Origin of the sequence: Modestobacter sp. SSW1-42 (genome assembly GCF_046635825.1) — a bacterium.
Classification (GTDB): Bacteria; Actinomycetota; Actinomycetes; order Mycobacteriales; family Geodermatophilaceae; genus Modestobacter.
The window spans coordinates 165660-189932 of the sequence record NZ_JBISCA010000006.1; the positions used below are offsets into that span (position 1 = coordinate 165660).

The 24273-nt window shown below is 74.1% G+C and carries 23 protein-coding genes and 1 tRNA gene; 13 read left to right on the forward strand and 11 right to left on the reverse strand.

All coding sequences use genetic code 11. The features are described from left to right. Positions 1–78: 78 nt before the first annotated feature. The 6 genes from ACGBYP_RS20015 to ACGBYP_RS20040 form a co-directional block, all read right to left on the reverse strand. Positions 79–1887 (reverse strand): serine/threonine-protein kinase, encoded by a 1809-nt coding sequence (locus ACGBYP_RS20015; protein WP_411586986.1) that lies wholly within the window; start codon positions 1885–1887, stop codon positions 79–81. Further along, positions 1887–3353, reverse strand: coding sequence for a peptidoglycan D,D-transpeptidase FtsI family protein (locus tag ACGBYP_RS20020; protein WP_411586987.1), 1467 nt, complete (start codon positions 3351–3353; stop codon positions 1887–1889). The genes ACGBYP_RS20015 and ACGBYP_RS20020 overlap by 1 nt, the downstream gene beginning before the upstream one ends. Further along, the gene (locus ACGBYP_RS20025; protein WP_411586990.1) at positions 3350–4774 is read right to left on the reverse strand and encodes an FtsW/RodA/SpoVE family cell cycle protein; all 1425 of its coding nucleotides are present in this window, start codon (positions 4772–4774) and stop codon (positions 3350–3352) included. Before ACGBYP_RS20025 ends, ACGBYP_RS20020 begins: the two co-directional genes overlap by 4 nt. Continuing rightward, a complete protein-coding gene (locus ACGBYP_RS20030) occupies positions 4774–6234 on the reverse strand; it encodes a PP2C family protein-serine/threonine phosphatase (protein WP_411586991.1) in 1461 nt (486 codons plus the stop codon). The genes ACGBYP_RS20025 and ACGBYP_RS20030 overlap by 1 nt, the downstream gene beginning before the upstream one ends. 73 nt (positions 6235–6307) lie before the next feature. Next, positions 6308–6769 carry an FHA domain-containing protein gene (locus tag ACGBYP_RS20035; protein ID WP_411586993.1) on the reverse strand — a complete coding sequence of 154 codons (462 nt, stop codon included), beginning with the start codon at positions 6767–6769 and terminating at the stop codon, positions 6308–6310. A gap of 37 nt (positions 6770–6806) precedes the next feature. Further along, a complete protein-coding gene (locus tag ACGBYP_RS20040; protein WP_411586994.1) occupies positions 6807–7586 on the reverse strand; it encodes an FhaA domain-containing protein in 780 nt (259 codons plus the stop codon). Positions 7587–7821: 235 nt separating this feature from the next. Between ACGBYP_RS20040 and ACGBYP_RS20045 the strand changes: the two genes are divergently transcribed. Beyond that, positions 7822–7904 (forward strand) — tRNA-Leu (locus ACGBYP_RS20045). 75 nt (positions 7905–7979) lie between these two features. On the opposite strand, the gene ACGBYP_RS20050 is transcribed toward ACGBYP_RS20045, so the two are convergent. After that, the gene (locus tag ACGBYP_RS20050) at positions 7980–8447 is read right to left on the reverse strand and encodes a DUF1707 domain-containing protein (RefSeq protein WP_411586995.1); all 468 of its coding nucleotides are present in this window, start codon (positions 8445–8447) and stop codon (positions 7980–7982) included. A gap of 155 nt (positions 8448–8602) precedes the next feature. Here ACGBYP_RS20050 and ACGBYP_RS20055 point away from each other — a divergent pair, with 155 nt between their 5' ends. The 3 genes from ACGBYP_RS20055 to ACGBYP_RS20065 are packed head-to-tail and all read left to right on the forward strand — an operon-like array spanning position 8603 to position 10494. Further along, positions 8603–9538, forward strand: a complete 936-nt coding sequence (locus ACGBYP_RS20055; protein ID WP_411586997.1) for an aldose epimerase — start codon at positions 8603–8605, stop codon at positions 9536–9538. Beyond that, complete coding sequence (locus ACGBYP_RS20060) at positions 9535–10260, forward strand: MOSC domain-containing protein (RefSeq protein ID WP_411586998.1); 726 nt, start codon at positions 9535–9537, stop codon at positions 10258–10260. The genes ACGBYP_RS20055 and ACGBYP_RS20060 overlap by 4 nt, the downstream gene beginning before the upstream one ends. Positions 10261–10278: 18 nt before the next feature. Then, entirely contained in the window at positions 10279–10494 is a 216-nt protein-coding gene (locus ACGBYP_RS20065) for an RNA-binding S4 domain-containing protein (protein ID WP_411587000.1), read from the forward strand. A 160-nt stretch (positions 10495–10654) separates the two neighbouring features. Here ACGBYP_RS20065 and ACGBYP_RS20070 read toward each other — a convergent pair whose 3' ends face one another. Next, positions 10655–11626, reverse strand: a complete 972-nt coding sequence (locus tag ACGBYP_RS20070) for an endonuclease/exonuclease/phosphatase family protein (protein ID WP_411587001.1) — start codon at positions 11624–11626, stop codon at positions 10655–10657. A 126-nt stretch (positions 11627–11752) separates the two neighbouring features. Here ACGBYP_RS20070 and ACGBYP_RS20075 point away from each other — a divergent pair, with 126 nt between their 5' ends. After that, positions 11753–13309, forward strand: a complete 1557-nt coding sequence (locus ACGBYP_RS20075; protein WP_411587003.1) for a CHAD domain-containing protein — start codon at positions 11753–11755, stop codon at positions 13307–13309. Positions 13310–13385: 76 nt separating this feature from the next. Next, positions 13386–14642 (forward strand): metallophosphoesterase, encoded by a 1257-nt coding sequence (locus tag ACGBYP_RS20080; RefSeq protein ID WP_411587005.1) that lies wholly within the window; start codon positions 13386–13388, stop codon positions 14640–14642. 64 nt (positions 14643–14706) lie between these two features. On the opposite strand, the gene ACGBYP_RS20085 is transcribed toward ACGBYP_RS20080, so the two are convergent. Next, positions 14707–15735: an ATP-dependent 6-phosphofructokinase gene (locus tag ACGBYP_RS20085; protein ID WP_411587007.1), complete on the reverse strand. Its 1029-nt coding sequence runs from the start codon at positions 15733–15735 to the stop codon at positions 14707–14709. Between the two features lie 91 nt (positions 15736–15826). Here ACGBYP_RS20085 and ACGBYP_RS20090 point away from each other — a divergent pair, with 91 nt between their 5' ends. Next, on the forward strand, positions 15827–16567 hold the full coding sequence (locus ACGBYP_RS20090; RefSeq protein WP_411587009.1) for a GntR family transcriptional regulator: 741 nt from the start codon (positions 15827–15829) through the stop codon (positions 16565–16567). Between the two features lie 26 nt (positions 16568–16593). Next, positions 16594–16917 carry an EthD family reductase gene (locus ACGBYP_RS20095; RefSeq protein WP_411587011.1) on the forward strand — a complete coding sequence of 108 codons (324 nt, stop codon included), beginning with the start codon at positions 16594–16596 and terminating at the stop codon, positions 16915–16917. 13 nt (positions 16918–16930) lie between these two features. On the opposite strand, the gene ACGBYP_RS20100 is transcribed toward ACGBYP_RS20095, so the two are convergent. After that, positions 16931–18049: a GAF domain-containing protein gene (locus ACGBYP_RS20100; RefSeq protein ID WP_411587013.1), complete on the reverse strand. Its 1119-nt coding sequence runs from the start codon at positions 18047–18049 to the stop codon at positions 16931–16933. A gap of 118 nt (positions 18050–18167) precedes the next feature. On the opposite strand from ACGBYP_RS20100, the gene ACGBYP_RS20105 reads away from it, so the two are divergent. After that, positions 18168–19946, forward strand: a complete 1779-nt coding sequence (locus tag ACGBYP_RS20105; RefSeq protein ID WP_411587014.1) for an EAL domain-containing protein — start codon at positions 18168–18170, stop codon at positions 19944–19946. Positions 19947–19956: 10 nt separating this feature from the next. Here ACGBYP_RS20105 and ACGBYP_RS20110 read toward each other — a convergent pair whose 3' ends face one another. Continuing rightward, positions 19957–20595 carry an MBL fold metallo-hydrolase gene (locus tag ACGBYP_RS20110; RefSeq protein ID WP_411587015.1) on the reverse strand — a complete coding sequence of 213 codons (639 nt, stop codon included), beginning with the start codon at positions 20593–20595 and terminating at the stop codon, positions 19957–19959. Between the two features lie 132 nt (positions 20596–20727). On the opposite strand from ACGBYP_RS20110, the gene ACGBYP_RS20115 reads away from it, so the two are divergent. The 4 genes from ACGBYP_RS20115 to ACGBYP_RS20130 all read left to right on the forward strand — a co-directional run bounded on the left by ACGBYP_RS20115 (position 20728) and on the right by ACGBYP_RS20130 (position 24231). Next, positions 20728–20940 carry a hypothetical protein gene (locus ACGBYP_RS20115; protein ID WP_411587017.1) on the forward strand — a complete coding sequence of 71 codons (213 nt, stop codon included), beginning with the start codon at positions 20728–20730 and terminating at the stop codon, positions 20938–20940. Between the two features lie 484 nt (positions 20941–21424). Next, on the forward strand, positions 21425–22369 hold the full coding sequence (locus ACGBYP_RS20120) for a hypothetical protein (RefSeq protein ID WP_411587019.1): 945 nt from the start codon (positions 21425–21427) through the stop codon (positions 22367–22369). Positions 22370–23149: 780 nt separating this feature from the next. After that, a complete protein-coding gene (locus tag ACGBYP_RS20125) occupies positions 23150–23461 on the forward strand; it encodes a PadR family transcriptional regulator (protein WP_411587020.1) in 312 nt (103 codons plus the stop codon). Then, positions 23458–24231: a hypothetical protein gene (locus tag ACGBYP_RS20130; RefSeq protein ID WP_411587022.1), complete on the forward strand. Its 774-nt coding sequence runs from the start codon at positions 23458–23460 to the stop codon at positions 24229–24231. Before ACGBYP_RS20125 ends, ACGBYP_RS20130 begins: the two co-directional genes overlap by 4 nt. Positions 24232–24273 lie beyond the last annotated feature (42 nt).

The following is a 24273-nucleotide window of genomic DNA, read 5'->3' on the forward strand; positions in this document are numbered from 1 at the left end:
CCGTCGGCGAGCCTAATCGCTGGCCGGGGCCGCACCGGGAGGACGCGGGCGGCGCGGAACGGGTGTGTCACCGGTGGCTCACGGGGCGGGCGGCGTGCCCACGGCGCCGCCCAGCGCCGCCGGTGACTCGGTCACCGTGGGGGTCGGGGAGACCGCCGGCTCGGAGGCGGTCGTGCTCGGGGCCGCCGGCGTGCTGACGGCGGTCGTGCTGCTGGGTGCCGGGGCGGGCGCGGACGAGGAGGCGCCGCCGCCCCCGCTCGGTGCCGGCGAGGTGGACGGGCGGGTGGACGGGCGGTTGGACGGGGCGGCGTTGCTGCTGCTGGGGACGCCGGCACCGCCTCCGCCACCGCCGGCGGCCGAGGTCGGCGCGCTGCTCGACTGCTCGCCGCCGCCGCCGCCGTCCGTCGGCGCGGAGCTGGTCTCCTCGGGCTGGGCCGTGTGGTCCTCGGTCGCGTAGTAGAGCGTGATGGTCGAGCCCCGGTCGACCCGGTCGGTGAACGGCTCGACCGCCGCGACGTCGTCCTCCTCCAGGTCAATCCCGGTGGCCTGCAGCTGCTCTGCCGTGGCCTCCTGGGCGGACACTTCCAGGCCCTCGGCCTCCAGCTCGTCGATCACCTCGTCGAGGTTCCGGCCGATGAAGGACGCCGGGTCGATCGTGACCAGGTCTGTCCCGGTGGGGCTGACCGGGGCGGTGCTCGACGCGGCGGGCGGGGCGCCGGTGAGCGCGGCCGAGCCGCCGGTGTCCCGGCTGCGGTCGCCGGAGTTCAGCACGATGAAGCCGACCACGGCCAGCCCGAGCAGCAGCAGCGCGCCGGCGGCCCACAGCAGGCGGGTGCGCCGGCGGTCGGCGGGGTCCTGGGCGTCCTCGCCGTCCCAGGGGTCGCCGGGGCTGCGGCCCTTCCCGCCGTCACCGGTCGGGGGGCCCTGCAGCGGCGGCATGGTCCGGGGTGCGGTCGAGGGCATGACACCGGTCGCGGCGTCGGCCATCGGGATCATCGCGGTCGCCGTCCCGTCGGGGCCCAGGACCTGGGTGGCGCCGGTGGGCGGGGGGACCGCGCCGCCGGCGGCGACCTGGCGCACGGCCGCGGCGAAGGCCCCGCCGTCGGGGAAGCGGGCGGCCGGGTCCTTGGACAGGGCCCGGTCGATGAGCCGGCGCACCGCGGGGGGCACGTCGGCCGGCAGCGGTGGCGGCGGCCGGTTGATCTGGGCCAGCGCGATCGCCACCTGCGACTCGCCGTCGAAGGGGCGCACACCGGCGACGCACTCGTAGCCGAGCACGCCCAGGGAGTAGACGTCGGAGGCGGCGGTGACCACGTGGCCCTGCGCCTGCTCGGGCGAGAGGTACTGGGCGGTGCCCACGACCATGCCGGTGCGGGTCAGCGGGGCGGCGTCCCGGGCGTAGGCGATGCCGAAGTCGGTCAGCTTGACCACGCCGTCCGGCCGCACCAGCAGGTTGCCCGGCTTGATGTCGCGGTGCACCATCCCGGCGGCGTGTGCGGCGGACAGGCCGTCGCCGGCCTGGCCCAGCACGTCGAGGGTCTGCTCGGCGGTGAGCCGGCCGCGCTCGGCCAGGATCGTGACCAGCGGCTTGCCCTCGACGAACTCCATGATCAGGTAGGCCAGCCGCTGGCCGTCCTCGGTGGTCTCGCCGTAGTCGTAGACCGAGGCGATGTTCGGGTGCGACAGCGCCGCGGTGTGCCGTGCCTCGTTCCGGAAGCGGATGAGGAAGCTCGAGTCGCCGGTGTACTCGCTCTTGAGCACCTTGACGGCGATGATCCGGCCCAGCGTGCGGTCGCGGGCCTGCCACACCTCGCCCATGCCGCCGGTCGCGATCGGCTCGGTGACCTGGTAGCGGCCGGCCAGCACGGTGCCCACGCGGACGGCCATCAGTTCCCCTGCCCGAGGTGGGCCTGCATGACGGCGCGCGCGATCGGCGCCGAGGTGTCGCCGCCGGTGCCGCCGCCGTTCTTGACGAAGACCGCCACCGCGATCGTCGGGTCGTCGGCGGGGGCGAAGCCGATGAACCAGTTGTGGTCGGCCTCGTCGGGCCGCCCGGTCTCCGCCGTCCCGGTCTTGCCGGCCACCTGCACGCCGTCGATGCGGGCCCGGCGGCCGGTGCCGTTGTCGACGACGCTGCGCATCATCGTGGTCAGCTGCTCGGCGACCTCGGCCGAGACCGGCTGCGACATCTCCTCCGGCTCGGTCTGGTCGATGACCGACAGGTCCGGCGCCTGGATGGAGTCGACCAGGTAGGGCCGCATCAGGCTGCCGTCGTTGGCCACGGCCGCGGCGATCATCGCCGCCTGCACCGGGGTGACCGCGACGCTGCTCTGGCCGATCGAGCTCTGCCCCAGCGCGGCGTCGTCGGGGATGTCGCCGACCGTGCTGCCGGCGACCGTGAGCGGCATGTCGAACTTCTCGCCGTCGATCCCGAACGCCGCGGCCATGTCGCGGACCCGGTCCTCACCGAGGTCGATGCCCAGCTGGGCGAACGCGGTGTTGCAGGAGATGGTCAGCGCGTCGATGAGCCGCTGCTGCCCCGAGGGGTCGCAGGCCTCGTTGCCGAAGTTGCGCAGCGGGGTGTTCGTGTTCGGCAGGACGTAGTCGCGGGGTGCGGCGACCACGGTGTCGGGGGTGTGGTCGCCGCCGGCGAGCGCCGCGGCCGAGACGACCACCTTGAAGATCGAGCCGGGCGGGTAGATCTCCGACGTCGCCTGGTTGACGCGCGGGTCGACGTCGTCGGAGCCCTCGTCGGGGGTGATCTCCGAGTCGTAGGCGCGCACGGCGTCCAGGTCGTGGCTGGCGAGCCGGTTCGGGTCGTAGGTGGGGGTGCTGGCCAGTCCCAGGACGGCGCCGGTCTTCGGGTCCAGCGCCACGACCGCGCCGGTGACGCCGTCCAGGCCCTCCATCGCGGCCTGCTGCACGGCCGGGTCGAGGGTGACCTCGACGTTGCCGCCGGAGATGTTGCGGCCGGTGAACAGGTCGGCGATCCGTCGGCCGAAGAGCCGGTTGTCGTCGCCGATGAGGACGTCGTTCTCGGCCCGCTCGAGCCCGTTGGCGGTGGCGAGCACCGACTGGTAGCCGGTGACCGGGGCGAACAGCGGGCCCTGGGGGTAGGTGCGGGTGTAGCGCAGCGGGTCGTCGGGAGGGCTGGCCACCGAGGAGGCGATCTCGTTGCCCGCGACGACGATGGCGCCGCGTTCGCGGTTGTACTCCTCCGACAGCGTCCGGGTGTTCCGCGGGTCGTCCCGCAGGTCGCCGGCCCGCACCACCTGGATGACGTTGACGTTGACGATCAGCAGCGTGAACAGCACCAGGACGGCGATGGCGACCTTGCGCAGCGGTGCGTTCACGGCCGGACCACCTCCGTGGGCGCGTCGGTCAACTTCGCGGCCGGCGGGGCCGGGGGTGCGGCCGGCCGGCGGGCGGCGTCGCTGATCCGCACGAGCAGCGCGACCAGGCCGAAGTTCGCGACCAGCGAGGAGCCTCCGTAGGCGACGAACGGGGTGGTCAGGCCGGTGAGCGGGAGCAGCCCGGTGACCCCGCCGAGGACGACGAACACCTGCCAGGCGACGGCGAACGCCAGCCCGGCGGCCAGCAGCTTGCCGAAGCCGTCGCGGACGACCAGCGAGGTGCGCAGGCCGCGCTCGACCAGCACCAGGTAGAGGATGATCAGCGCGACCAGGCCGAACAGGCCCAGCTCCTCGCCGATCGCGGCGGCGATGAAGTCGCTCTTGGCCACCGGCACCTGGTCCGGCCGGCCGCCGCCGAGGCCGGCGCCGAACAGCCCGCCGGTGCCGAGGCTGAACAGCGACTGGACCATCTGGTAGCCGCCGGTGTCGGCGTAGGCGAACGGGTCGAGCCAGGTGTCGACGCGCACCCGCACGTGGGAGAAGGCCTGGTAGGCGACGTAGGCGCCGCCGGAGAAGAGCAGCAGGCCGATGACCAGCCAGCTGGCCCGCTCGGTGGCGACGTAGAGCATCACCACGAAGATGCCGAACAGCAGCAGCGAGCTGCCCAGGTCGCGCTCGAAGACCAGCACCAGGATCGAGGCCACCCAGGCCAGCAGCACCGGGCCCAGGTCGCGGCCGCGCGGCAGCTCGAGGCCGGCCACCCGCCGGCTGGCCAGCGCCAGCACGTCGCGCTTGTCGACCAGGTAGGCGGCGAAGAAGACGATCAGGCAGATCTTGGCGAACTCACCGGGCTGGATGGAGAACCCGGCCACCCGGATCCACAGCTTGGCGCCGTTGATCGTGGAGTTGGGCAGCACGGCCGGCAGCGCCAGCAGCACCAGGCCCACCAGCGCCAGGGTGTAGGCGAACCGGGCGAGCACCCGGTGGTCGCGGACGACGACGAGCACGGCGACGAAGAGCGCCAGCCCGACCGTGGCCCACAGCAGCTGGACCGGGGCGTCCTCGCCGGAGTTGTTGCGGCCCAGGGTGTTCCCGGCGATGTCGAGCCGGTGGATCATCGTCAGGCCCAGGCCCGACAGCGTGGCGATGCACGGCAGCAGCAGCGGGTCGGCGTAGGGCGCGAAGCGGCGCACCACCAGGTGGGCGACCAGCCACAGCGCGGTGAACCAGGTGCCGAAGGTGGCCAGCTCGGGGCTCAGCGCGTCGGTGAGCGTGAGGTCGACGATGCACTGCGCGGCCAGCGTGATCAGGACGGCGAAGCCCAGGAGCAGCAGCTCGGTGCCGCGCCGGGTGGGGGTGGCGCCGGTGGTGGCCGGGGCGGCGTTCGGGTCGGTGCCCGGAGCGCTGGCGGGACCGGCCACTAGTCGCTCTCCCGGCAGTCCACCCCCGGCTCACCGGAGCGGGACTGACCCGGGACCGGAGCCGAGCTGGTGGTCGTGGGGGAGGAGGTCGCCGGGTCGCTGCTCGTGGGCGCGCCGCCGGTCGTGGTGGGGAGGGCACCGGGGGCCGGCGGGGCGGCGGGGACGCCCTCGGCCGACGTGGCGGTGCTGGGGGCCGCGCTGCTGGTGGCTGCGGCGGAGGTGGTGGGGGTGCTGGCTGTGCTGGGTGTGCGGCAGGGGGGCAGCTGCTGCCCCTCCAGGTTGCTCAGGATGCGGTCGGCGTCGGCGCGGTCGGCGGCGTCGATCCCGCCGGCGACCCGGTTGCGGGCGGCCTGGGTGAGATCGCCGGTGGCCAGCGTCGTGGCCTGCTCGAGCCGGTAGAGCTCGACCCCGACGACCGAGGTGTCGAGACCGCGGAAGACGCCGACCCGGTCGCCGTCCGCGGTCTCGGCGACCCCGATGAACCAGTGCCCCATCACGAACAGGTAGCCGCCGATCGCGGCCGCGCCGAGCACCACCACCGCCGTCAGCGCGATCAGGGCCGTGCGCAGCGGACGGCGGCGACGGACCGGCGGGGAGACCGTGGCCTGGACGGCGGTCGGCGCCCCGGTCGGCGGCTGGGACAGCGCGGCGCGGCCGGCGGCGGAGCGCGGATCGACCTCGCGCTGGCCCACGTTGTCGCCGGCGGCGCCGTCGATGACCGGGTCGATGCGGGCACCGCGGCCGTCGTCCTCCACGACGTCGGCGACGATGCAGGTGATGTTGTCCGGGCCGCCGCTGCGCAGCGCCAGCTCGATCAGCCGGTCGGCGGTGGCCTGGGCGTCGGGGTCGCGCATCGCCTGGGCGATGGTCTCGTGGCTGACCACGCCCGACAGCCCGTCGGAACACAACAGGTAGCGGTCGCCGGCGCGGGCGTCGCGCATCGACAGGTCGGGCTCGACGTCCTGGCCGTTGAGGGCGCGCAGCAGCAGCGAGCGCTGCGGGTGGCTGTTGGCCTCCTCCTCGGTGATGCGGCCCTCGTCGATCAGCGACTGCACGAACGTGTCGTCGTGGGTGATCTGGGCGAGCTCACCGTCGCGCAGCAGGTAGGCGCGGGAGTCGCCGACGTGGCACAGGCCCAGCCGGCCACCGGCGAACAGGACGGCGGTGAGTGTGGTGCCCATGCCCTCGAGCTGCGGGGACTCGCGGATGACCTCGCGCAGGTGCTCGCTGCCGTCGAAGACCGCCTGGCGCAGCGCCTGGAGCAGGTCGCCGGAGGGGGTGTCGTCGTCGAGGTGCTCGAGCGCGGCGATGACCACCTTGCTGGCGACGTCACCGGCCGCGTGGCCGCCCATGCCGTCGGCGACGGCGAGCAGCCGTGGCCCGGCGTAGACCGAGTCCTGGTTGGTGCCGCGGATCAGCCCGCGGTCGGAACGTGCCGCGTAGCGGAGGACCAGGGTCACCGTGTCTCCTCGCTGGCGCTCGTCGATCCGTGGACCTTGGGTGCTCTGCTGCTGCGCGACCTCGCGGACCGGGTCACGTGCGGAGCTCCAGGACGGTCTGCCCGATCCGGATCGGCTGGCCGGGGGAGACCAGCAGCGGACCCTGCACGCGCTGCTGGTCGAGGTAGGTGCCGTTGGTGGACCCGAGGTCCTCGACGTACCACTGCCCGCCGCGGTTGGTCAGCCGCGCGTGCCGGGACGAGGCGAAGTCGTCGGTGAGCACGAGGGTCGAGTCGTCGGCGCGGCCGATCAGGATGGCCTGCTCCCCGAGGGTGATCCGGGTCCCGGTCAGCGGGCCGGCGGTGACGACGAGGTGCCGGGGGCCCCGGGAACCCCGCTTGCGGACCGGCGCCGCGCGGGGCGGCACCGATGCCACCCGGCCGGTGCGGCCACCGAACAGGTCGGCGCGCACCACCCGGAAGGCGGCGAAGACGAACAGCCACAGCAACAGCAGGAAGCCGAAGCGGAAGGCCTGGAGCACGATCTCGGAGGTCACGATGCCACCTCGCCCGACCGGGACACAGCCGGGCCTCTCACGCGCCGTCCTGGCGGTAGACCAGCACCGAGTGGCCGACCCGGATCACGTCGCCGTCGAAAAGCTCCTGGAACCCGACCCGCCGGCCGTTGACCAGCGTGCCGTTGGTGGACCCCAGGTCCTGGACGGCGACCGCGCCGTCGGTGAGCTGGACGTCGGCGTGCTTGCGGCTCACCCCGGTGTCGGGCAGCCGGATGTCGGCCTCGGTACCGCGGCCCAGCACGTTGCTGCCCGGCTCGAGCACGTGCTTGGTGCCCGGACCGTCGACGACGAGCAGGTGGGTGACCTGGTCGGCGGGGTGCCCGGCCACCGGCGGCGGCGCCGCGACGGGGGCGCCGCCGCGCAGCGGGGGGAGCGGGGGCAGGCCGGGCGGCGGGGGCGGCGCGGCGGGGGCGCCGCGGTGGCCGTCGTCGCCGACGTGCGAGGCGACCTCGAAGACGCCGGTGCGCAGGCTCTCGTCGCGCTCGAGCCGGACCTCGACGTCGCCGAAGGTCTCGTACCCCTCGCCCTCCATGTGCTCGCGGACCATGTCGGCGAGCTCGGCGGCCAGCTGCTCGGACCACTCGCCGAGGTGGTCGTGGTCGGTGGGGCCCAGGGTGACGACGAAGACGTTCGGCGCCAGGACGCGGCCGCCGCCCATGACGGAGCGCTGCTCGTCGGCCTCGCGCTGGAGGGCGTGGGCGATCTCGGCCGGGTGGACCTTGCCCTTGAAGACGCGGGCGAACGCCAGCCCGACCATGCCCTCGAGTCGTCGCTCGAAGCGCTGCAGCACACCCACAGTCGCTCCCTCGCGTTCGGCTGACCTCCCCTGCACCTGAGCGCCGATCGTAACCGGGGGAGGGTCGCCGGACCGTTCGCCGAGGCGCGAGTCCGGCGCACGGGTACGTCCGCCCGGGCTCGCTGGACCGTTCTACCAGGACGGCGGCCCGGGCGCCCCGGGCCGCGCCGGGAGACCCGTGTCGAGGGTGGTGGCGAGGGGCCCGTCGGGCGGCTGCTAGAGTTCTCCCTCGCCAGGGCAAGTGGCGGAATGGCAGACGCGCACGGTTCAGGTCCGTGTGTCCGAGAGGACGTGGGGGTTCAAGTCCCCCCTTGCCCACCCAGACCCCTCCTCCGGGAGTGGGCACAGAGCGCCGGATGCCGTCAGGCACCGGCGCTCTTCTGTGTCCCGGGGTCAGCCGGGCAGCCGGCCCCGGCCCCGCTCGGCACCCCGGTGGGCGTTCAGGGTCTGGCTGAGCAGCACGGCACCCCAGGGCCCGATGACCCACACCGGCCACGGGTAGAGCACCTGCCCTGCGTTGATCGAGGTCACCGTCCAGACGGCGAGCACGATCACCGCGGTGACCGCCCAGTTCCGCCACGCGGTGGCCAGGTCGGCCCCGCCGGTGTGCGGGAGCCCGGCGCAGGCGCCCGACTGCGCGACCGGCCCGGGCTCCGGCTTCGACAGGCTCACCGGGGCGGGTGCGACCGGCAGGTCGGTGGTCAGCTCGGCCAGCTCGCCGTACGTGCGGGCGGCGTAGGCGCGGGACAGCCGCTCGTCGTACTCCGCGACGGACAGGCGGCCGGTGGACATCGCGGCGCCCAGGCGGTCGGCGACCGCGGCCCGGTCGACGTCGGCGGCGCGCAGGTGGGGCTCGGGCATCGTGGTCTCCTCGGGTCGGCGTCCCCAGTGTGGCGCCGGACACCCCGGCCGGACCACTGACGTCTGTCACCACCTGCGGGGCACGTTCCACGTGGAACGGAGAGCGGCGTCCTGTGGTGAGCTGTGGTCTCCGGCCGTCTCCCGTGGAGGACCCCATGTCGCTGGCCCCGTCGTCGCCCGAGCAGCTCTGGCCCCGCACCGAGCCGCTGGAGGCCGAGGTGACCGCCGGCGACGCCCGGCTGGTCGTCGACCTGCGCGGCGGTGGGCTGCGTGAGCTGGTGGTGGGCGCCTGGCCCGTCGTCGACGGCTACCCGGCCGGCACGGTGCCCGCCGGACGCCGCGGCGGTGTGCTGCTGCCCTGGCCGAACCGGCTGCGCGGCGGCCGCTGGTCCTGGCGTGGGCGTGACCTGCAGCTGGACGTGGTCAGCGAGGCCTCGCCCAACGCCGTCCACGGGCTGGTCACCGCGCAGCGGTGGGAGGTGCTGGACCAGCGCGCGGACGCCGTCACGGTCGGGACGACGATCGAGCAGCGCACCGGCTGGCCCTTCCGGCTGGCCGCGGCGGTCGACTACGTGCTGGCGCCGGAGCGGCTGACCGTGACGGTCCGGGTGCGCAACGCCTGCACCGAGGACGCCCCGTTCGGCGCCGGCATGCACCCCTACTTCTCGGTCGGCGCCGACGCCCCCGGCGACGTGGCCGCCGCCGAGCTCTCCGTGCCGGCCCGCACCGCGCTCGTGCTCGAGGGCGGGCTGCCCACCGGCGACAGCCGGCCCTACGACGGCGCGGTCGGCCGGATCGGTGAGCAGGCGATCGACACCGCGGTCACCGACCTCGTGCGGGACGACGACGGCTGGGCGCGCACCCGGCTGAGCGGCCCGGCCGGTGCGCTCACCGTCGCGGTCGACGACGCCTGGCGGTGGCTGCAGGTCTACACCGGCGACACGCTGCCGGCCGACCAGCGGCGGCGCAGCGTGGCCGTCGAGCCGATGACCTGCCCGCCGAACGCGTTCGCCGACGGCGTCGACGTGCTGGTCGTGGCGCCGGGGGAGACCTGGTCGGGCACCTGGACGCTGGAGTGGACACCGGCGTGACCGGGCCGCTGCGGGTGCTGGAGGTCTGGCGCTTCCCGGTGAAGTCGCTGCTCGGCGAGCGGCTGGAGCACGCCGAGCTCGGCGCCGAGGGCGTGGTCGGCGACCGCGGCTGGGCGCTGTTCGACGCCGGGACCGGCTTCGGGCTCACCGCGCGCCGGGTGCCCGAGCTGCTGTTCGCCGCCGGCCGGCTGCGCGCCGACGGCACCGCCGAGGTGGTCCTGCCCGACGGCACGGTCACCACCGACGACGACGTCCTCTCGGACTGGGCCGGACGCCGGGTGACCCTGCGGCCGGCCGGCGAGGTGGTCGGCGACCGGCGCTACGAGAACCCGGCCGACGTCGACGACGAGGGTGGCCGGTGGAACCCGTTCTCCGGGGCCGACGGCGCCTTCCACGACAACGCCGACGCCCGGGTGACGCTGCTGTCCACCGGCACCCTGGGCAGCTGGGACCGGCGGCGCTTCCGGGCCAACGTGGCCCTGGCCGGGGCGGGGGAGGACGAGCTGGTGGGCCGGCGCGTGCGGCTGGGCGGCGCGCAGCTCGACGTCGTCCGGCGGGTGCCCCGCTGCGTGATGACCACGCGGCCGCAGGCCGGGGGCGTGGCCCGCGACACCGGGGTGCTCAAGACGATCCACCGGGAGCGCGGCGGGGCGCTCGCGGTGGGCGCCGTGGTGACCGCGCCGGGCCCGGTCGCGGTGGGCGACGCGCTCACCGCCGGCTGAGCCGGGGAGGATGGGGGCGTGCGCACCATCGAGCTCCGCTCCGGCGAGGAGACCATCCGGCTCGGTCAGCTGCTGAAGCTGGTCGACGCCGTGCCCTCCGGCGCCCAGGTCAAGGACGTGCTGACCGCGGGGGAGGTGCAGGTCAACGGCGAGGTCGAGGAGCGCCGCGGCCGGCAGGTGCACCGCGGCGACGTCGTCTCGGTCGCCGGCCAGGAGGACGTGCAGGTCAGCTGACCGGTCAGCAACCGCACGCGGTGGGTGACCGACGCGGCGGTCCGCGGCTGAGTTCACACAGATGTCACACAACTGGGGTGCGGACCGCCGGTGAACGGGGAAGCTGGGAGGTGCCCGGGCGGCGGTGCTGCGGAACCCGCCGCCCGGGGCACCCCCCTCCTCAGCTCCCGGCCGGGAGGCGGAGCTCGGTGACCAGGGCCCGGTGGTCGCTCCCAGGCACGTGCACCACCTGCAGCCACTGCGGGGTGATCCGCTCGTCGACCAGCACGTGGTCCAGCGTCAGCCGCGGCCGGCCGCCGCGGGTCGGCGCCCAGGTCGACCGCAGGCCCTGCCCCGTCGCGCGGGCGACGTCGACCCAGCCGTGGCGGAGCAGCCGGCGGAACGAGGCGTGGTCGGGTGTGGCGTTGAAGTCGCCGGTGAGCACCCGCAGGACGCCGTCCTCGGGGTCGGGCAGGTCGCGCAGGTCCTGCTCCCAGTCGGCCACGCGCGCCGGGCCCTGCAGCGGCGGGTGGGTGTGCACCGCGGTCAGCTCGACGTCGAGGGCGCCCGGCGCCGCCAGCCGCACCGCCGGCTGACCGAAGCGCCCGGGGACCATGCTGCGTCCCAGCACCTCCAGCCGGGTCCACACCGCACCCCCGGAGCCCGGGGGCGCGGTGGGGCCGGCGGGCATGACGTGGCCGTGCGGCAGCAGGTCGACGACCCCGGCGTTCAGGAGGGCGGTGACCCCCTCGGGCGTGACCTCCATCAGCGCGAGGACGTCGGCGTCGTGCTCGGCGACGAGCGCGACCACGGTCGCGGCGTCGGCGCGGCTGTGCAGGGTGTTCAGTGAGACGACCCGCAGCCGCGGGCCGTCGGCCGCGGAGACCGGTGCCGACGCGCGGGCCCGTGGCAGGACCGCGGCGCCCAGCACCAGCGCCGACCCGGCGGCCAGCGCGGTGGCGGCCCGGGACCGGCTGAGCACGGCCGCGGTCAGGGGCACGACCGAGCTCAGGGCCGCCTGGGGGGTGAAGGACATCGCCGGCACCAGCGGGAAGCCCCGCTCGGCGCCGAGCGCGCGGAGGGCGGCGCACGCGGCCCACGGGGCGGTGAGCGCGAACGCGACGCGGGCAGGGACACGCGGGGATGGGCTCACGCAGCCATCGTGCCGGGCCGGGCCGGGGCCGTCGCGCAGCGGCCCGCGTTCACCTTCGTCCTGTAGGACGGACGGCGGACGGAGAAGAACCGACGATGACGTACCGGTGGACGAGGAGTGAACGCGATGGCAGTCGCCCATCTGGAGATCGAGCAGAAGTTCGACGTCGACGAGGCGTTCGTGCTGCCCGACCTGTCCGGGGTCCCCGGCGTGACCGAGGTGCGCGAGCCCGTGGAGCACCACCTCGACGCCGCCTACTACGACACCGCCGACCTGCGGCTGGCCCGCGCCCGGGTGACCCTGCGCCGGCGCACCGGCGGCACGGACGCCGGCTGGCACGTGAAGCTGCCCGCCGTGGCCGGCGCCCGCCGTGAGCTGCACTCCCCGGCCGGCCGGGCCGCCCGGACCCCGCCGAAGGCGGTGCTCGAGCCGGTGCTGGGCATCGTGCGACAGACGCCGGCGGCCCAGGTCGCCCTGCTGCGCACCCGCCGGGTGGTCACCGAGCTCGTCGACGCCGACGGCCGGGTCCTGGCCGAGGTCGCCGACGACCACGTCACCGGTACCGCCGCCCCCGCCACCCCCGGGGAGGCCGCCGTCGTCACCACCTGGCGCGAGGTCGAGGTGGAGCTGGTCGACGGCGACGACGCGGTGCTCGTCGCGGTGGCCGAGGCCCTGCTGGACGCCGGCGCGCGCCCGGCCGACTCCCCCTCCAAGCTCTCCCGGGTGCTGGCCGACCGGCTGTCCGCGCTGGCGCCCGAGCCGTCCGTCGAGGCGGCCCCGCGGAGGAAGAAGGGCAAGGGGAAGAAGCGCGCCCCGGCCGCCGCGGCCGGCGACGTCGTCCGGGCGACGCTGCGCAGCCAGGTCCAGGCGCTGTCGGACGCCGACCTGATGGTCCGCACCGGCCAGGCCGACGGCGTGCACCAGGTGCGGGTGGCCTGCCGCCGGTTGCGCAGCACGCTGGCCGCCTTCCGGCCCGTCCTCGACCGCACGCAGACCGACCCGGTGCGCGAGGAGCTGGCCGTCGTCGGCGCGGCGCTCTCGCCGACCCGGGACGCCGAGGTGGCCCTGGCCCACCTGCGCGAGCTGGTCGCCGAGCAGCCCGTCGAGCTGGTGCTCGGCCCGGTCGCGGCCCGGCTGCAGCAGGCGGCGATCAAGGACGAGCAGGCCGGTGACGTGCAGGCCCGCAAGGTGCTGGGCGGCGCGGCCTACCTCCGGCTGCGCGACGACCTCGACGCGCTGGTCGCCGAGCCGCCGCTGACCGAGGCCGCCGGGCGCCCGGCCGACGAGGTGCTGCGCGAGGTCGTCGCGCGCACCGGCCGCCGGCTGGTGCAGGCGGTCGACCTGGCCCGGGACAGCGCCTCCGACGAGGCGCTGCACGACGTGCGCAAGGCCGCCAAGCGGCTGCGGTACACCGCCGAGGCAGCCGTGCCGGTGCTGGGCCGGCCGGTGGCCGACCTGGTGACCGCGCTCAAGGGCGTCCAGGAGGTGCTCGGCGAGCGGCAGGACACCTTCGTCACCCGGCCGCTGTGCGCCCAGCTGGGGCTGCAGGCCTTCGCCGCCGGCGAGAACGCCTGGACGTGGGGCCGGCTGCACGCGCTGGAGCAGGCCCGGTCCGAGCGCGCCGAGCGGGAGTTCTGGGAGCGCTGGCCCGCATTGCGGCCCGCGCTGAAGGCGGCCAAGTAGCGTCGGGGACCTGCCCGAGGAGGCTGCCCTGTCCCTGATCCGCCTGCTCGGGTTCGGCACGGTCGTGCTGCTGGCCATGCTGCTGCTGCACAGCTACCTGTGGTGGCGGCTGGTCCGCGGCACCACCGTGCCCGGGCGGGTGCGGCGGCGGCTGACCGTGCTCACCGGCGTGCTGCTGCTGTCGATCACGCTGGCCGTGGTGCTGCGCGGCTCGCTGCCGCTCACGGTGGCCACCCCGCTGGACTGGGTCGCCTACAGCTGGCTGGGCCTGGCGTTCTACCTGTTCCTGGCCGTGCTGCTCACCGAGCCGGTCCGGCTGGCCGCGCGGCTGGTGCGCCGCCCGCGGCGGCCGGCCCGGGTCGAGCCGGCCCCCGTCGGGGCGGCCCCGGTCGAGACGGCGCCGGTCGAGCCGGCGCCGGTCGAGGCCGCGCCGGCTGCCCCGGCGCCGGCGGGCAGCTCGGCCGTCCCGGACCCCGGGCGGCGGCTGTTCCTGGCGCGCACGCTCGCGGTCGGGGCCGGGGCGGTCGCGGTCGGGACGGCCGGCACCGGCGCGGTGTTCGCCAACTCGGCGCCCGTCGTCCGGCGGATCCCCATCCACATCCCGCGGCTGGACCCGGCGCTGGCCGGCCTGCGGATCGTCACGATCTCCGACGGGCACCTCTCGGCCACCTACGGCGGACGGCGGTTCGAGCGGGTGGTCGAGGCGGTCAACGCGCAGCGCCCCGACGTGGTGGCCATCGTCGGCGACCTGGTCGACAACTCCGTCGAGGAGCTGCGCGAGGACGTCGCCCCGCTGGCCGACCTGGTCAGCGAGCAGGGCGTGTTCTTCGTGACCGGCAACCACGAGTACTTCGTCGACACCGGCTCCTGGCTGCGGCACCTGCCCACGCTGGGCGTCCAGGTGCTGCGCAACGAGCGGGTGGCGATCACCCGGGGCGGTGCGTCCTTCGACCTGGCCGGCATCGACGACCGCACGGCGGCGGCCTCCGGCCTGCCCGGGCACGGCGCCGACCTCGACGCGGCCCTCGACGGCCGGGACGACGCCGTGCCGGTGGTGCTCATGGCCCACCAGCCGGTGCAGGTCGAGCAGGCCCGGCTGGCCGGGGTCGACCTGCAGCTGTCCGGGCACACCCACGGCGGGCAGCTGTGGCCCTTCGACTACCTGGTCAGGCTCGACCAGCCCGTCACCGAGGGGTGGTCGCAGCAGGGCGACACCCAGCTGTACGTGACCACCGGCGCCGGCTACTGGGGCCCGCCGATGCGGGTCGGCGCCCGCCCGGAGGTCACCGTCATCGAGCTGCAGCCCGGCGACCCCCGCCGCCCCGCCCGCTAGCGGTTCGGCCCCCTCGCAGGGGCCCGCCGCGAGCGGAGCGAGTGGTGGGGGGCGAGGGGGTCCTTCATCCGGTGAAGGCGGCGAGCTCGGCGAGGCGGTCCGGCGGGACGGTCTTGAGCCGGGCCACGGCCTCCTTGAGCGGCACCAGGGCGATCTCGGTGCCGTGCAGGGCGACCATGTTGCCGAAGTCGCCGCGGTGCGCGGCGTGCGCGGCGTGCATGCCGAAGCGGGTGGCCAGCACCCGGTCGAACGAGGTGGGGGTGCCGCCGCGCTGCACGTGGCCGAGCACGGTCGTGCGCACCTCCTTGCCGCTGCGCCGCTCGAGCTCCCAGCCCAGCTGCTGGGCCACGCCGGTGAACCGCCGGTGCCCGAACTCGTCGATGCCGCCGTCGCGGAGCTCCATGGTGCCCGGCTTCGGGGTGGCGCCCTCGCTGATCACCGCGATGACGTGGGTGTCGCCGCGGTCGAAGCGGGCGCTGATCAGCTGGCAGATCTCCTCGACGTCGAAGGGCTGCTCGGGCATGAGGATCAGGTGCGCCCCGGCGGCCATCCCGGCGTGCATGGCGATCCAGCCGGCGTGCCGGCCCATGACCTCGACCAGGAGCACGCGCTGGTGCGACTCCGCGGTGGTGTGCAGCCGGTCGATCATGTCGGTGGCGATGCTGACGGCGGTGTCGAACCCGAACGTCAGGTCGGTGCAGTCGATGTCGTTGTCGATCGTCTTCGGGACGCCGACCACCGGGACGCCCTCGTCGGACAGCCAGGCCGCGGCGGTCAGCGTGCCCTCGCCGCCGATCGGGATCAGCACGTCGATGCCGTGGTCCTCGAGCACCTGGCGGGTGCGGCCCAGGCCGTCGTGCAGGGCCTGGGGCGCGGCGCGCATGGTGCCCAGCGTCGTCCCGCCGCGGGTGAGCAGCTTGTCGACCCGGCCGATGTCGAGCGGGGTGGCCTCGTCGTCGAGCAGGCCACGCCAGCCGTTGCGGAAGCCGACGACCTCGCTGCCGTACTCGATCACCGACGTCCGGACCACCGCCCGCAGGACGGCGTTGAGGCCGGGGCAGTCGCCTCCGCCGGTCAGCACTCCGATGCGCATGAGCTCTCTCCCTCGGGCCGAGCAGTGGTCCAGACCACACCGTACGTCATGACGTCTTGACGACCGGACGTGTGCCGTACCGTTGCGCTCCGTGTCGAGCTCCGAGGGGGGACCCAAGTACCTCGCCGTGCGCGAGGCGCTGCGGCGTCGCGCCTCGGCGTTGCCCGAGCACACCCTCCTCCCGCCCGAGCCGGTGCTGTGCGCGGAGTACGGCGTCAGCCGGATCACCTTGCGCCGCGCGGTCGACGGGCTGGTGGCCGACGGGCACCTGGTGCGTGAACAGGGCCGCGGCACCTTCGTCAGCCGGCCGGGCATCCGGCACGAGTACCGCGAGAGCTTCGTGCACCGGATCGCCGGCTTCCACTCGGTGATGACCGAGCAGGGCGCCCAGGTGGGCACCACGGTGCTGACCCAGCGGGTGGTGCCGGCGGCGCCCGCCATCGCCGCCGAGCTGTCGATGGGCCCGGCCGAGGACGTCGTCGAGCTGGTCCGGCTGCGCAGCGTCGACGGGCTGCCCAACCACGTCGTCCGCAGCTTCCTGCCCGCCGGTCGCTACCCCAAGGCCGCGACCGAGGACTTCGGGCACGGCTCGCTCTACGAGTTCCTGCGCCGTGAGTACGCAGCGGACCTGGCGCACGCCCGGATCATGGTCGACGTCGGGACGGCGGCGGCCGACGAGGCCGGCGTCCTGGAGGTGACCACCGGGTCCCCGCTGCTGGTCGTGCGCACCACCGTGCGCGACCGCAGCGGCCACCCGCTGGTGCACTCCTTCTCCCGGCTGCGGCCGGACGTGAGCCAGGTCGAGTTCGAGGTCTCCGTCGGCGGTCAGTGAGCCGGTGACCGGGGTAGGGGGCTGACATGACCGTCAGCTACTTCGCCCTGTACCAGACACCGGACGACCCGGCCGCCTTCGAGGAGCGGTACGCCGCCGTGCACGCCGGGCTCGTCGAGCACACCGCGGGCCTGGTGGAGAACCGGGTGCACGCGGTGACCCGCCAGGTCGTCGGCAAGCCCGCCTACCACCTGGTCGCCGAGTTCGTCTTCGACTCCCAGGAGGCCCTGGACGCCGCGCTCGACTCGGCCGCGTGGAGCTCGGCCTGGGACGACGTGCCGGGCGGCGCGGACTCGGTGGCCATGTTCGCCGCCCACCCGCACGGCGCGGGGGCGACGGACCCCCGCTGAGCCGCCCCGCGGCTCAGGGCCGCCGGGGCGCCAGGTCGGCCGGGTCGCCGGCCAGCCACCGCCGCTGCTCGCGCAGCAGCTCGCGGTCCAGCGCGTGTCCCACGTGCTGGGCCAGGTCGGCGGCGACCGTGCGCACCGAGGCGTCGAGCGCGCGCCGCTGCGTCCAGCCCAGGGCCAGCGCCCCGATCCCGCTGTGCTGGCCGAGCACCAGTGGCGCCGCCAGGACCGTGGCGGTGCCCGGGGGCAGCGGCGCGAGCTGCGGGAACTCCTCGCCGCCCGCGCCGACGGTGACCAGGCGGCGCTCGGTCATCGCGGCGGTGAGCGGGTGCAGGTCGGTGAGCGCGAGCACGGCGACCGGCTCGGCCGTGGGGGGCGTGCCGGCGACGGTGGCCCACACCCGTACGTCCGGGCAGCCGGCCTCGGCCACGCCCAGCAGCACCGAGCGGCTGCCCAGCGGCGAGCGGACGAACCGGTCGACCGAGCGCAGCACCTCGTCCAGCGACCCGGCCGTCAGGAGCGCGCCGCTGAGCCGGGCGACCAGCCGGGTGCGGTCGGCCTCCGCCTCGGCCTCCAGCAGCTGGCCGCGGGCCCGCTCGGCCGCGGCCCGGGCGGTGCCGTCGTCCCGGACGGCGGCGGCGAGGGCCTCCCGCTCGGCCAGCTCCACCGCCTGCACCTGCAGCTGGCGGGAGCCCTCGGCGGCCAGCCGGCGCAGCGTCTCCAGCTCCGCCGCCGTCCAGTCGCGGGGCCCGAGGTCGCTGGCGACGAGCACCCCGATCGGGCGGCCCGTGGCGTCCCACAGCGGCATGCCGGCGTAGGCGACCACGCCCAGCTCGCGCACCGAGGGGCTGTCGGCGGTGGCCGGGTCGGCCCGGGCGTCCCGGAGCACCAGCGGTTGCCCGGTGGAGGTCACCCGCTGGCTCAGCGAGTGGCTCAGCGGCATCGACCGGCGGGTCACCCACGGCTCGGGCAGGCCGTACGCCCCGGGGATGACCTGGCCGGCCTTGGAGACCAGGACGACGATCGACCGGTCGACGCCCAGCTCGCGGGCGACGGTCGCGGCGAGCCGGTCGAAGCCCTCGTCGGCCAGCGCCGGGAGCGGCGCCCAGGTTGGCAGGTCGTAGCCGGTGCTCATCCGCTCCTCCCCCTGACTCGTGTTCCCGCCACCGGTCACGCCGGGACGCTCACCCGTTGGGAGCGCTCTGATGCTGTCAGACTCCAGGGGCCCGTGCCGGGCACCGGGGAGGGACGACGTGCAGCAGTTCGAGGGACGTCCGGTGTCGGGGGTCCGTGCGGTGCTCGACGACCGGGCCGTGACCAGCGTGTACCAGCCGATCGTCGAGCTGGACGGCGGGCTGGTGGTCGCCTACGAGGCGCTCGCGCGGGGCCCGGAGGGGCCGCTGCACGCCCCCGACGACCTGTTCGCCGCCGCCCGGTCCGAGGGCTGCCTGACCGAGCTGGACCAGGTGTGCCGGGCCTCGGCGCTGCGCGGTGCGGTGCGGGCCGGCCTGCTGGCGCCGCTGACCGTCTTCGTCAACGTCGAGCCCGACGCGCTGGACGAGGAGCCGCTGGCGGCGCTGTTCGACCGGGCCGACCGCTTCGCCGGCAGCCTGCGGGTGGTCCTGGAGATCACCGAGCGGGCGCTGGCCGCCCGCCCCGCGGAGCTGCTGCGCACCGTGGCCCGGGTCCGCGAGCACGGCTGGGCCGTCGCCCTGGACGACGTGGGGTCGGAGTCGCTGTCGCTGGCGTTCATGCCGCTGCTGCGCCCGGACGTGGTGAAGCTGGACCTGCGGCTGGTGCAGGAGCGTCCCGGCCCGGCCGTCGCGGAGATCATGCACGCGGTCAACGCCTACGCCGAGTCCAGCGGCGCGGTGCTGCTGGCCGAGGGCATCGAGAACGAGCAGCACCTGGCCACGGCCCGGGCGCTGGGCGCCACGCTCGGGCAGGGCTGGTGGTTCGGCCGGCCCGGTCCCGGGATCACCACCGGCCGGCGGACGGGGGCGCTGCGGCTGCCCGAGCCCCGGCTGCTCGACCCGCCCTGCGACCGGGTCTCCCCGTTCGCGTGCCTGCCGGCCGGGGTGCCCGTGCGCGAGGCGCCCAAGGCGCTGCTGGTCGAGGTGAGCAAGCAGCTGGAGCGCCAGGCGATGCGGCTGGGGGTCACGGCCGTGCTGGTCACCGCCTTCCAGGAGGCACGGCACGTCACCCCGGCCACCCGGCTCCGCTACCGGGACGTCGTCGAGCGGGTCGGGTTCGTCGCCGCGCTCGCCGAGGAGCTGACCGAGGCGCCGGTGCCCGGGCTGCGCAACGCCGACCTGCTGCCCGACGACCCGGTGCGCGACGAGTGGGACGTCGTGGTGCTCAGCCCGCACTTCAGCGCCGCCCTGCTGGCCCGCGACCTGGGCGACGACGGCCCCGAGAGCGAGCGGCGGTTCGCCTTCGCGCTGACCTACGAGCGGGACACCGTCGTGCGGGCCGCACGTGCCCTGCTGTCGCGGGTGGCCCCGCGGGCGGACGAGCCGGCGGCCCCGGCCGCGGCTCCGGAGCGCTCGCCGGCTCCCGCGGGCGCCGGTGACCCGGGGGAGGGCCTGCTGCGCCGGGCGCTGGCCGCGGTCGGGACCGGCATCACCATCGTCGACCTCCGGCTGCCCGACCAGCCCCTGGTGTACGTCAACCCGGCCTTCGAGCAGCTGACCGGGTACCCGGCAGCCGGGGTGCTGGGCCGCAACTGCCGCTTCCTGCAGCTCCCCGACACCGACCCCACCGCCGTCGGCCGGCTGCGCGCCGCGATCGACGCGGGGGAGGAGGTGCGGGAGGTCCTGCTCAACCGCCGGGCCGACGGCAGCACCTGGTGGAACGAGTGCCACCTGACCCCGGTGACCGACGACGACGGGCAGGTCGTGCAGTACATCGGCATCCAGGCCGACGTCACCGCCCGGGTGGAGGCCGAGCGAGCGCTGGTCGCCGAGCAGGAGCGCACCCGCCGCTACGAGGCGCAGCTGGCCCGGCTCGGCGCCGAGCTGCGGGTCCGCTGAGCCCGGCGGGTCAGACGGCGACCGAGTCGCCGGGGGCCAGCCGCTCGTAGGGCGTGGGCTGGCCGGGTCCGCGCTCGCCGAGCAGGCCCGCCAGCAGGCCCAGGCCGGTGTCGTTGAGCAGCCCGTCGTGCACGGCGAGGGCCCGCTCGGCCCGCACCTCGCGCAGGTAGTCGATCAGCTCGCCGGTCTTCGACCACGGCGCGTGCGCCGGCAGCAGCAGCGTCGGGACGGCGACCTCGGGCACGGTGAACGCGTCGCCGGGGTGGAACACCCGGCTCTCGACGAGGAAGCCGACGTTGCGCACCCGCGGGATGTCGGGGTGGATGACCTCGTGCCACTCGCCGTGCACCGAGACGTCGAAGCCGGCGGCGGTGAACGTGTCACCGGGGCCCACGACGTGCACCCGGGAGCCGGCGTCGCTCAGCTGCTCGGCGACCGAGGAGTTGGTCCAGACCTCCAGCGCCGGGTCGGCCGCCAGCGCGGCCCGCACCCGGTCGGGCACGAAGTGGTCGGCGTGCTCGTGGGTGACCAGCAGCGCCGAGGCGCCGGCCCAGGCGTCGTCCGCGGTGAACGCGCCGGGGTCGACGACCAGCCGGCGGTCGTCGTCGGACAGGACGACGCAGGCGTGTCCGTGCTTGGTGAGCTGCACCGGTGCCTCCAGGGATGGGGGTGGACCTGCACCGTGCCATGCCCGGGGTTGCCTGTGACGGGCGGGCATCCGGTCGTGTGACATCTGGATTGCACGCTCAACCGGCGCGGTCGGTGTGCCGACAGGAGTGGTGTGAGCACCTCGACCCTGACCCTGGTGGCAGCGCGCAGTCGGGCGCACGGACCGGCTGCGGCCCTGTGGCACGCGGTGGAGGTGCACCGGCCCGCGGCCGAGGTCGACGCCGCCTGCGAGCTGGCCCTGTGCGGCGCGCTGGCCCGGGTCGACACCGATCAGCAGTGGCCGCCGTCCGCGACCGACGTGTGCCCCACCTGCGCCGCGTCCTAGGTCGTCGGTCGCGGGAGTCGATCGGGTCCAGCGGCCCGAGATGTGGGCCCGACCGCCAACCCGACCACGCGCCATGCTGCGGGAAGACCGCGTGAGAAATACACCGTGGAAGGGGATACAACATAACGTCCTCTATCAGCGGAGGGCCGGGCGCGGCAGCCAAGGCGTCGCTGGCGAAGTCAGCTCGGTCCGCAGGCACACCGTCCTCTGTGGTGCTGGCCTGCTTGGTGGGCCTTCAGTCGGGGAGCCAGCTAAGTCTTGGACCCACCGCAGCAATGCGCGGGGGCAGCAGACCCCCTTTCACGTTGTATCGGTACGCATGTTCAATCGCACGTCGGAGATAGCGCTCGAAAGCAACGAGGTGGAGACGATCCGTGCCTCTGCGACGGTTCCGACGAGCCAGCCCGCCGTCACCAGCAGCGGATCGTGCACCAGAGTCCGCGACGGGCCGCGAATGTCGGTACCCGGTTCTAGCCTGTCACGCGTGACCGACAGTCTGCTGCGCTCGCTCCGCGACCGAATGCTCGACGAGTCCGAGTCGCTGGCCGGACTGCTTCGGAAGTGTCTGTTGCTCGGTGCCGAGACGGGCTCCGTAACGCTGCGAGGTTGGGCGCGCAAGGAACTCAACGGCTACGACGACGAGGATGACGTGCCGGAGTACCGATGCCTCTCCGGTGTGCCAATCTCTATGGACTCGATCAGCGGCAACAGGTGGGCGACTGGTCAGACTCTCAGTCGCTTCCAACTGCCCCAAGAGGCATGGGGGTACGTCCCAGACATAATGCCATTCAAGCAGCCGGTTGAGGCACTTGAGCAGATGGCTCAGCAAAAATCCCTGTCCTTTAGTTCGCCAGGGCTATCCATGGCTCAGGCGATCTGGAACCGCCAACTCGGCCCATTTCAGAGCATTAGCAGTCTGTCCTACACGATGACCGGATCGGTCGTCGCAGGGATACTGGGCCAAATCCGAACGCAGTTGGTCGACATTATTGCGGATCTCACCGCCGACACCCCCATGTCGGAGTTGCCCTCCAAGGGGCAGGTGGATGCCGCCGTTAGCGAGCACCTCGGCGTCAGTACCGTGTACAACACAACGATCAACGCTGCCAACGGTCCAGTAGCGATCGGGGCCAGCGCGCAGGCAAAGGCCGAGGGTCTCAGCGTTGAGGACGTTCTCAAGTTACTCGACGCGGTCCAAGAAGCGGCTGCGAGCGACGTTGACGAGGCGGACCAGACCGAAGTTCTAGAGGCAGTGGCTGACCTCCGCTTGGCACTGTCCCAGGAGAGCCCCGAAACCGGTGAGGTTGTCAAGAAAGCTGGAAGACTGCGCTCGCTAGGAGCGAAGATCGGCGGGGCATCAATGATGGCCGCGACCGAGAGTGCTGCCTCGACGCTCACGGAGATGGCGATGAACGGCGCCTTCGGCTAAGTAGGGTGCTCAAGACTATGCCGTCAGGAGTCTCGTGAACGGCGACCTGCGGCGACGTTCCGCAACCCGAGATATAGCCGGAAGCATCAGTGGGCCAATCTTGCATGAGTCTGTCCCGAGAGCTGGCCTGTGAGGTCTCCCATACAGCTGGGCCGACTGAGGTAACTCGTGGCCAGTTGTGAGGCTAGATCTATTTTCGCCGTCTCAAGACTCGGCCATAGTTGTTTCAACAGCATTCGCGGCCTCGGTCGCGAAGCTCGTCCACGGCTGGGTCAGCGGCCAGATCCTGCATGGGGGAAGTCGAGCACGTCTGTCCAGAGCTGCCACCTGGCGGAGTCCGGGAGGTCCGCAGTGAACGCATAACGGTCGGGTATCGGGCCGTCCGTTGATGGGTGGTTGTGAGCTGCAATTTCGGACCCGTGTCTGGTCACGTAGAGCAGAATGGCCGTTCTCTGCTGGTCGCTCTCGGCAGAACCCCCGCTAGCCGGGCGGTCGGCCGCAGCAGGACGCAGCGCTCACCTCGGGCTACGGGCGGCTCTGCGTGCCGAGAACGCTGATGTACCGGTCCGTCAGCTGACGGGCGTTCGAGCTCTTGGGCGGCGTGGCGAGCTCGGACGTCGTTGGGGCGGGTGGACGGTCACCGGCCTGGGACACGCCGGGCAGTTCGGTCAGGAGCTACTAGACAGGCGCTCTGAGTAGAGGCACTATCAAGGTGTGCCGACCGGACCGCAGCCCAGCGAGTGGCTCCGCGGGGTCCTCGAGCTCTGCGTATTGCGGGCTATGGCTGATGGGCCCACCTACGGCTATGCCATCGCCGGTCGGCTGGCCGACGCGGGCTTCGGCGACATCAAGGGCGGCACGCTCTACCCGCTGCTGGCCCGGCTCGAAAAGAACGAGCTGGTCATCGTCGACTGGCGGACCGGTGACACCGGTCCGGGGCGCAAGTACTTCACCCTCACCGACGCCGGCCGCGCCGAGCTGGAGCGCGGCCTCGCCCGGTGGGAGGCGTTCTCGGCTCGGGTCGGCGTCCACCTTGCCGCGGGCGGCGACGCCTTCGTCCACTCCACCCACTCCTCGAGGAGTTCAGCATGAGCGAGTCCCCCGGCGTGCAGGCCGCACCGCAGGAGGTCTGGGAGCGTCCGTTCGTCCGGGCCCACCAAGAGTGGTGCAGTGCGTTCGTGCTCGAGTTGCGGTTGCGAGACGTCCCCGGTCCGGTGATCGGGGAGCGCCTGGGCGAGGTGGAGGGCCACTGCACGGACATCGGTGAACCTCCCTCAGCAGCGTTCGGTGATCCCACCGACTACGCCCGCGAGATCGATGCGGAGAGCTCTCCCGAGCGCGTGTCCGGGGTGAGGGCCATCGCCGCCCTCGGCGCCGGTCAGGTGCTGGCCATGCTCGTCGGTACCGCTGCGATCCGGAACTGGGTCAGTGGTGAGCCACTGACCTACGACCTGGTGCAGCTCGGCTGTCTCGCCGTGGTCGCGGCCGCGCTGCTGTGGCTACCTCGAGTGCTGCGCCCGCTGATGGCGCGCCCTTGGGTGGTGGGCGCCGCCCTCTTCGCCGTGGTCGCCGCGGCTGGTGTCGGAGCCGCAGCAGCCAGTGGGACTTCGTCAGTGACCGTTGTCCCGGTACCACCGGCAGTGATCGCGATCGGCCTCTTCATGGTGGTGCTCGCCCTGTCCTGGCTCGAGTACCGCGAGCTGACTCGTGACTCCGCCGACGATCTTGTCACCTCCCCCCTCGCTCCTGAGCCGCGAGCGAACAGGGCAGCCCGGCGATCAGGCTGGATCGCCTTGGTGCCGACCCTGATGATCCCCGCCTACTACCTTGCGATGGGGATCGTCTCCTGGGTCTTCGGCTGAAGCACGTGAACCAGTCCGACGACGTGCCGCGTCGAGGCGACA

Coding starts and splice junctions, on each gene's coding strand:
- ACGBYP_RS20015 (WP_411586986.1), bottom strand. CDS start 1,887: ATGGCCGTCCGCGTGGGCACCGTGCTGGCCGGCCGCTACCAGGTCACC.
- ACGBYP_RS20100 (WP_411587013.1), bottom strand. CDS start 18,049: ATGAGCACCGGCTACGACCTGCCAACCTGGGCGCCGCTCCCGGCGCTG.
- ACGBYP_RS20125 (WP_411587020.1), top strand. CDS start 23,150: ATGGCTGATGGGCCCACCTACGGCTATGCCATCGCCGGTCGGCTGGCC.
- ACGBYP_RS20085 (WP_411587007.1), bottom strand. CDS start 15,735: ATGCGCATCGGAGTGCTGACCGGCGGAGGCGACTGCCCCGGCCTCAAC.
- ACGBYP_RS20095 (WP_411587011.1), top strand. CDS start 16,594: ATGACCGTCAGCTACTTCGCCCTGTACCAGACACCGGACGACCCGGCC.
- ACGBYP_RS20130 (WP_411587022.1), top strand. CDS start 23,458: ATGAGCGAGTCCCCCGGCGTGCAGGCCGCACCGCAGGAGGTCTGGGAG.
- ACGBYP_RS20055 (WP_411586997.1), top strand. CDS start 8,603: ATGTCGCTGGCCCCGTCGTCGCCCGAGCAGCTCTGGCCCCGCACCGAG.
- ACGBYP_RS20080 (WP_411587005.1), top strand. CDS start 13,386: ATGCTGCTGCTGCACAGCTACCTGTGGTGGCGGCTGGTCCGCGGCACC.
- ACGBYP_RS20050 (WP_411586995.1), bottom strand. CDS start 8,447: ATGCCCGAGCCCCACCTGCGCGCCGCCGACGTCGACCGGGCCGCGGTC.
- ACGBYP_RS20075 (WP_411587003.1), top strand. CDS start 11,753: ATGGCAGTCGCCCATCTGGAGATCGAGCAGAAGTTCGACGTCGACGAG.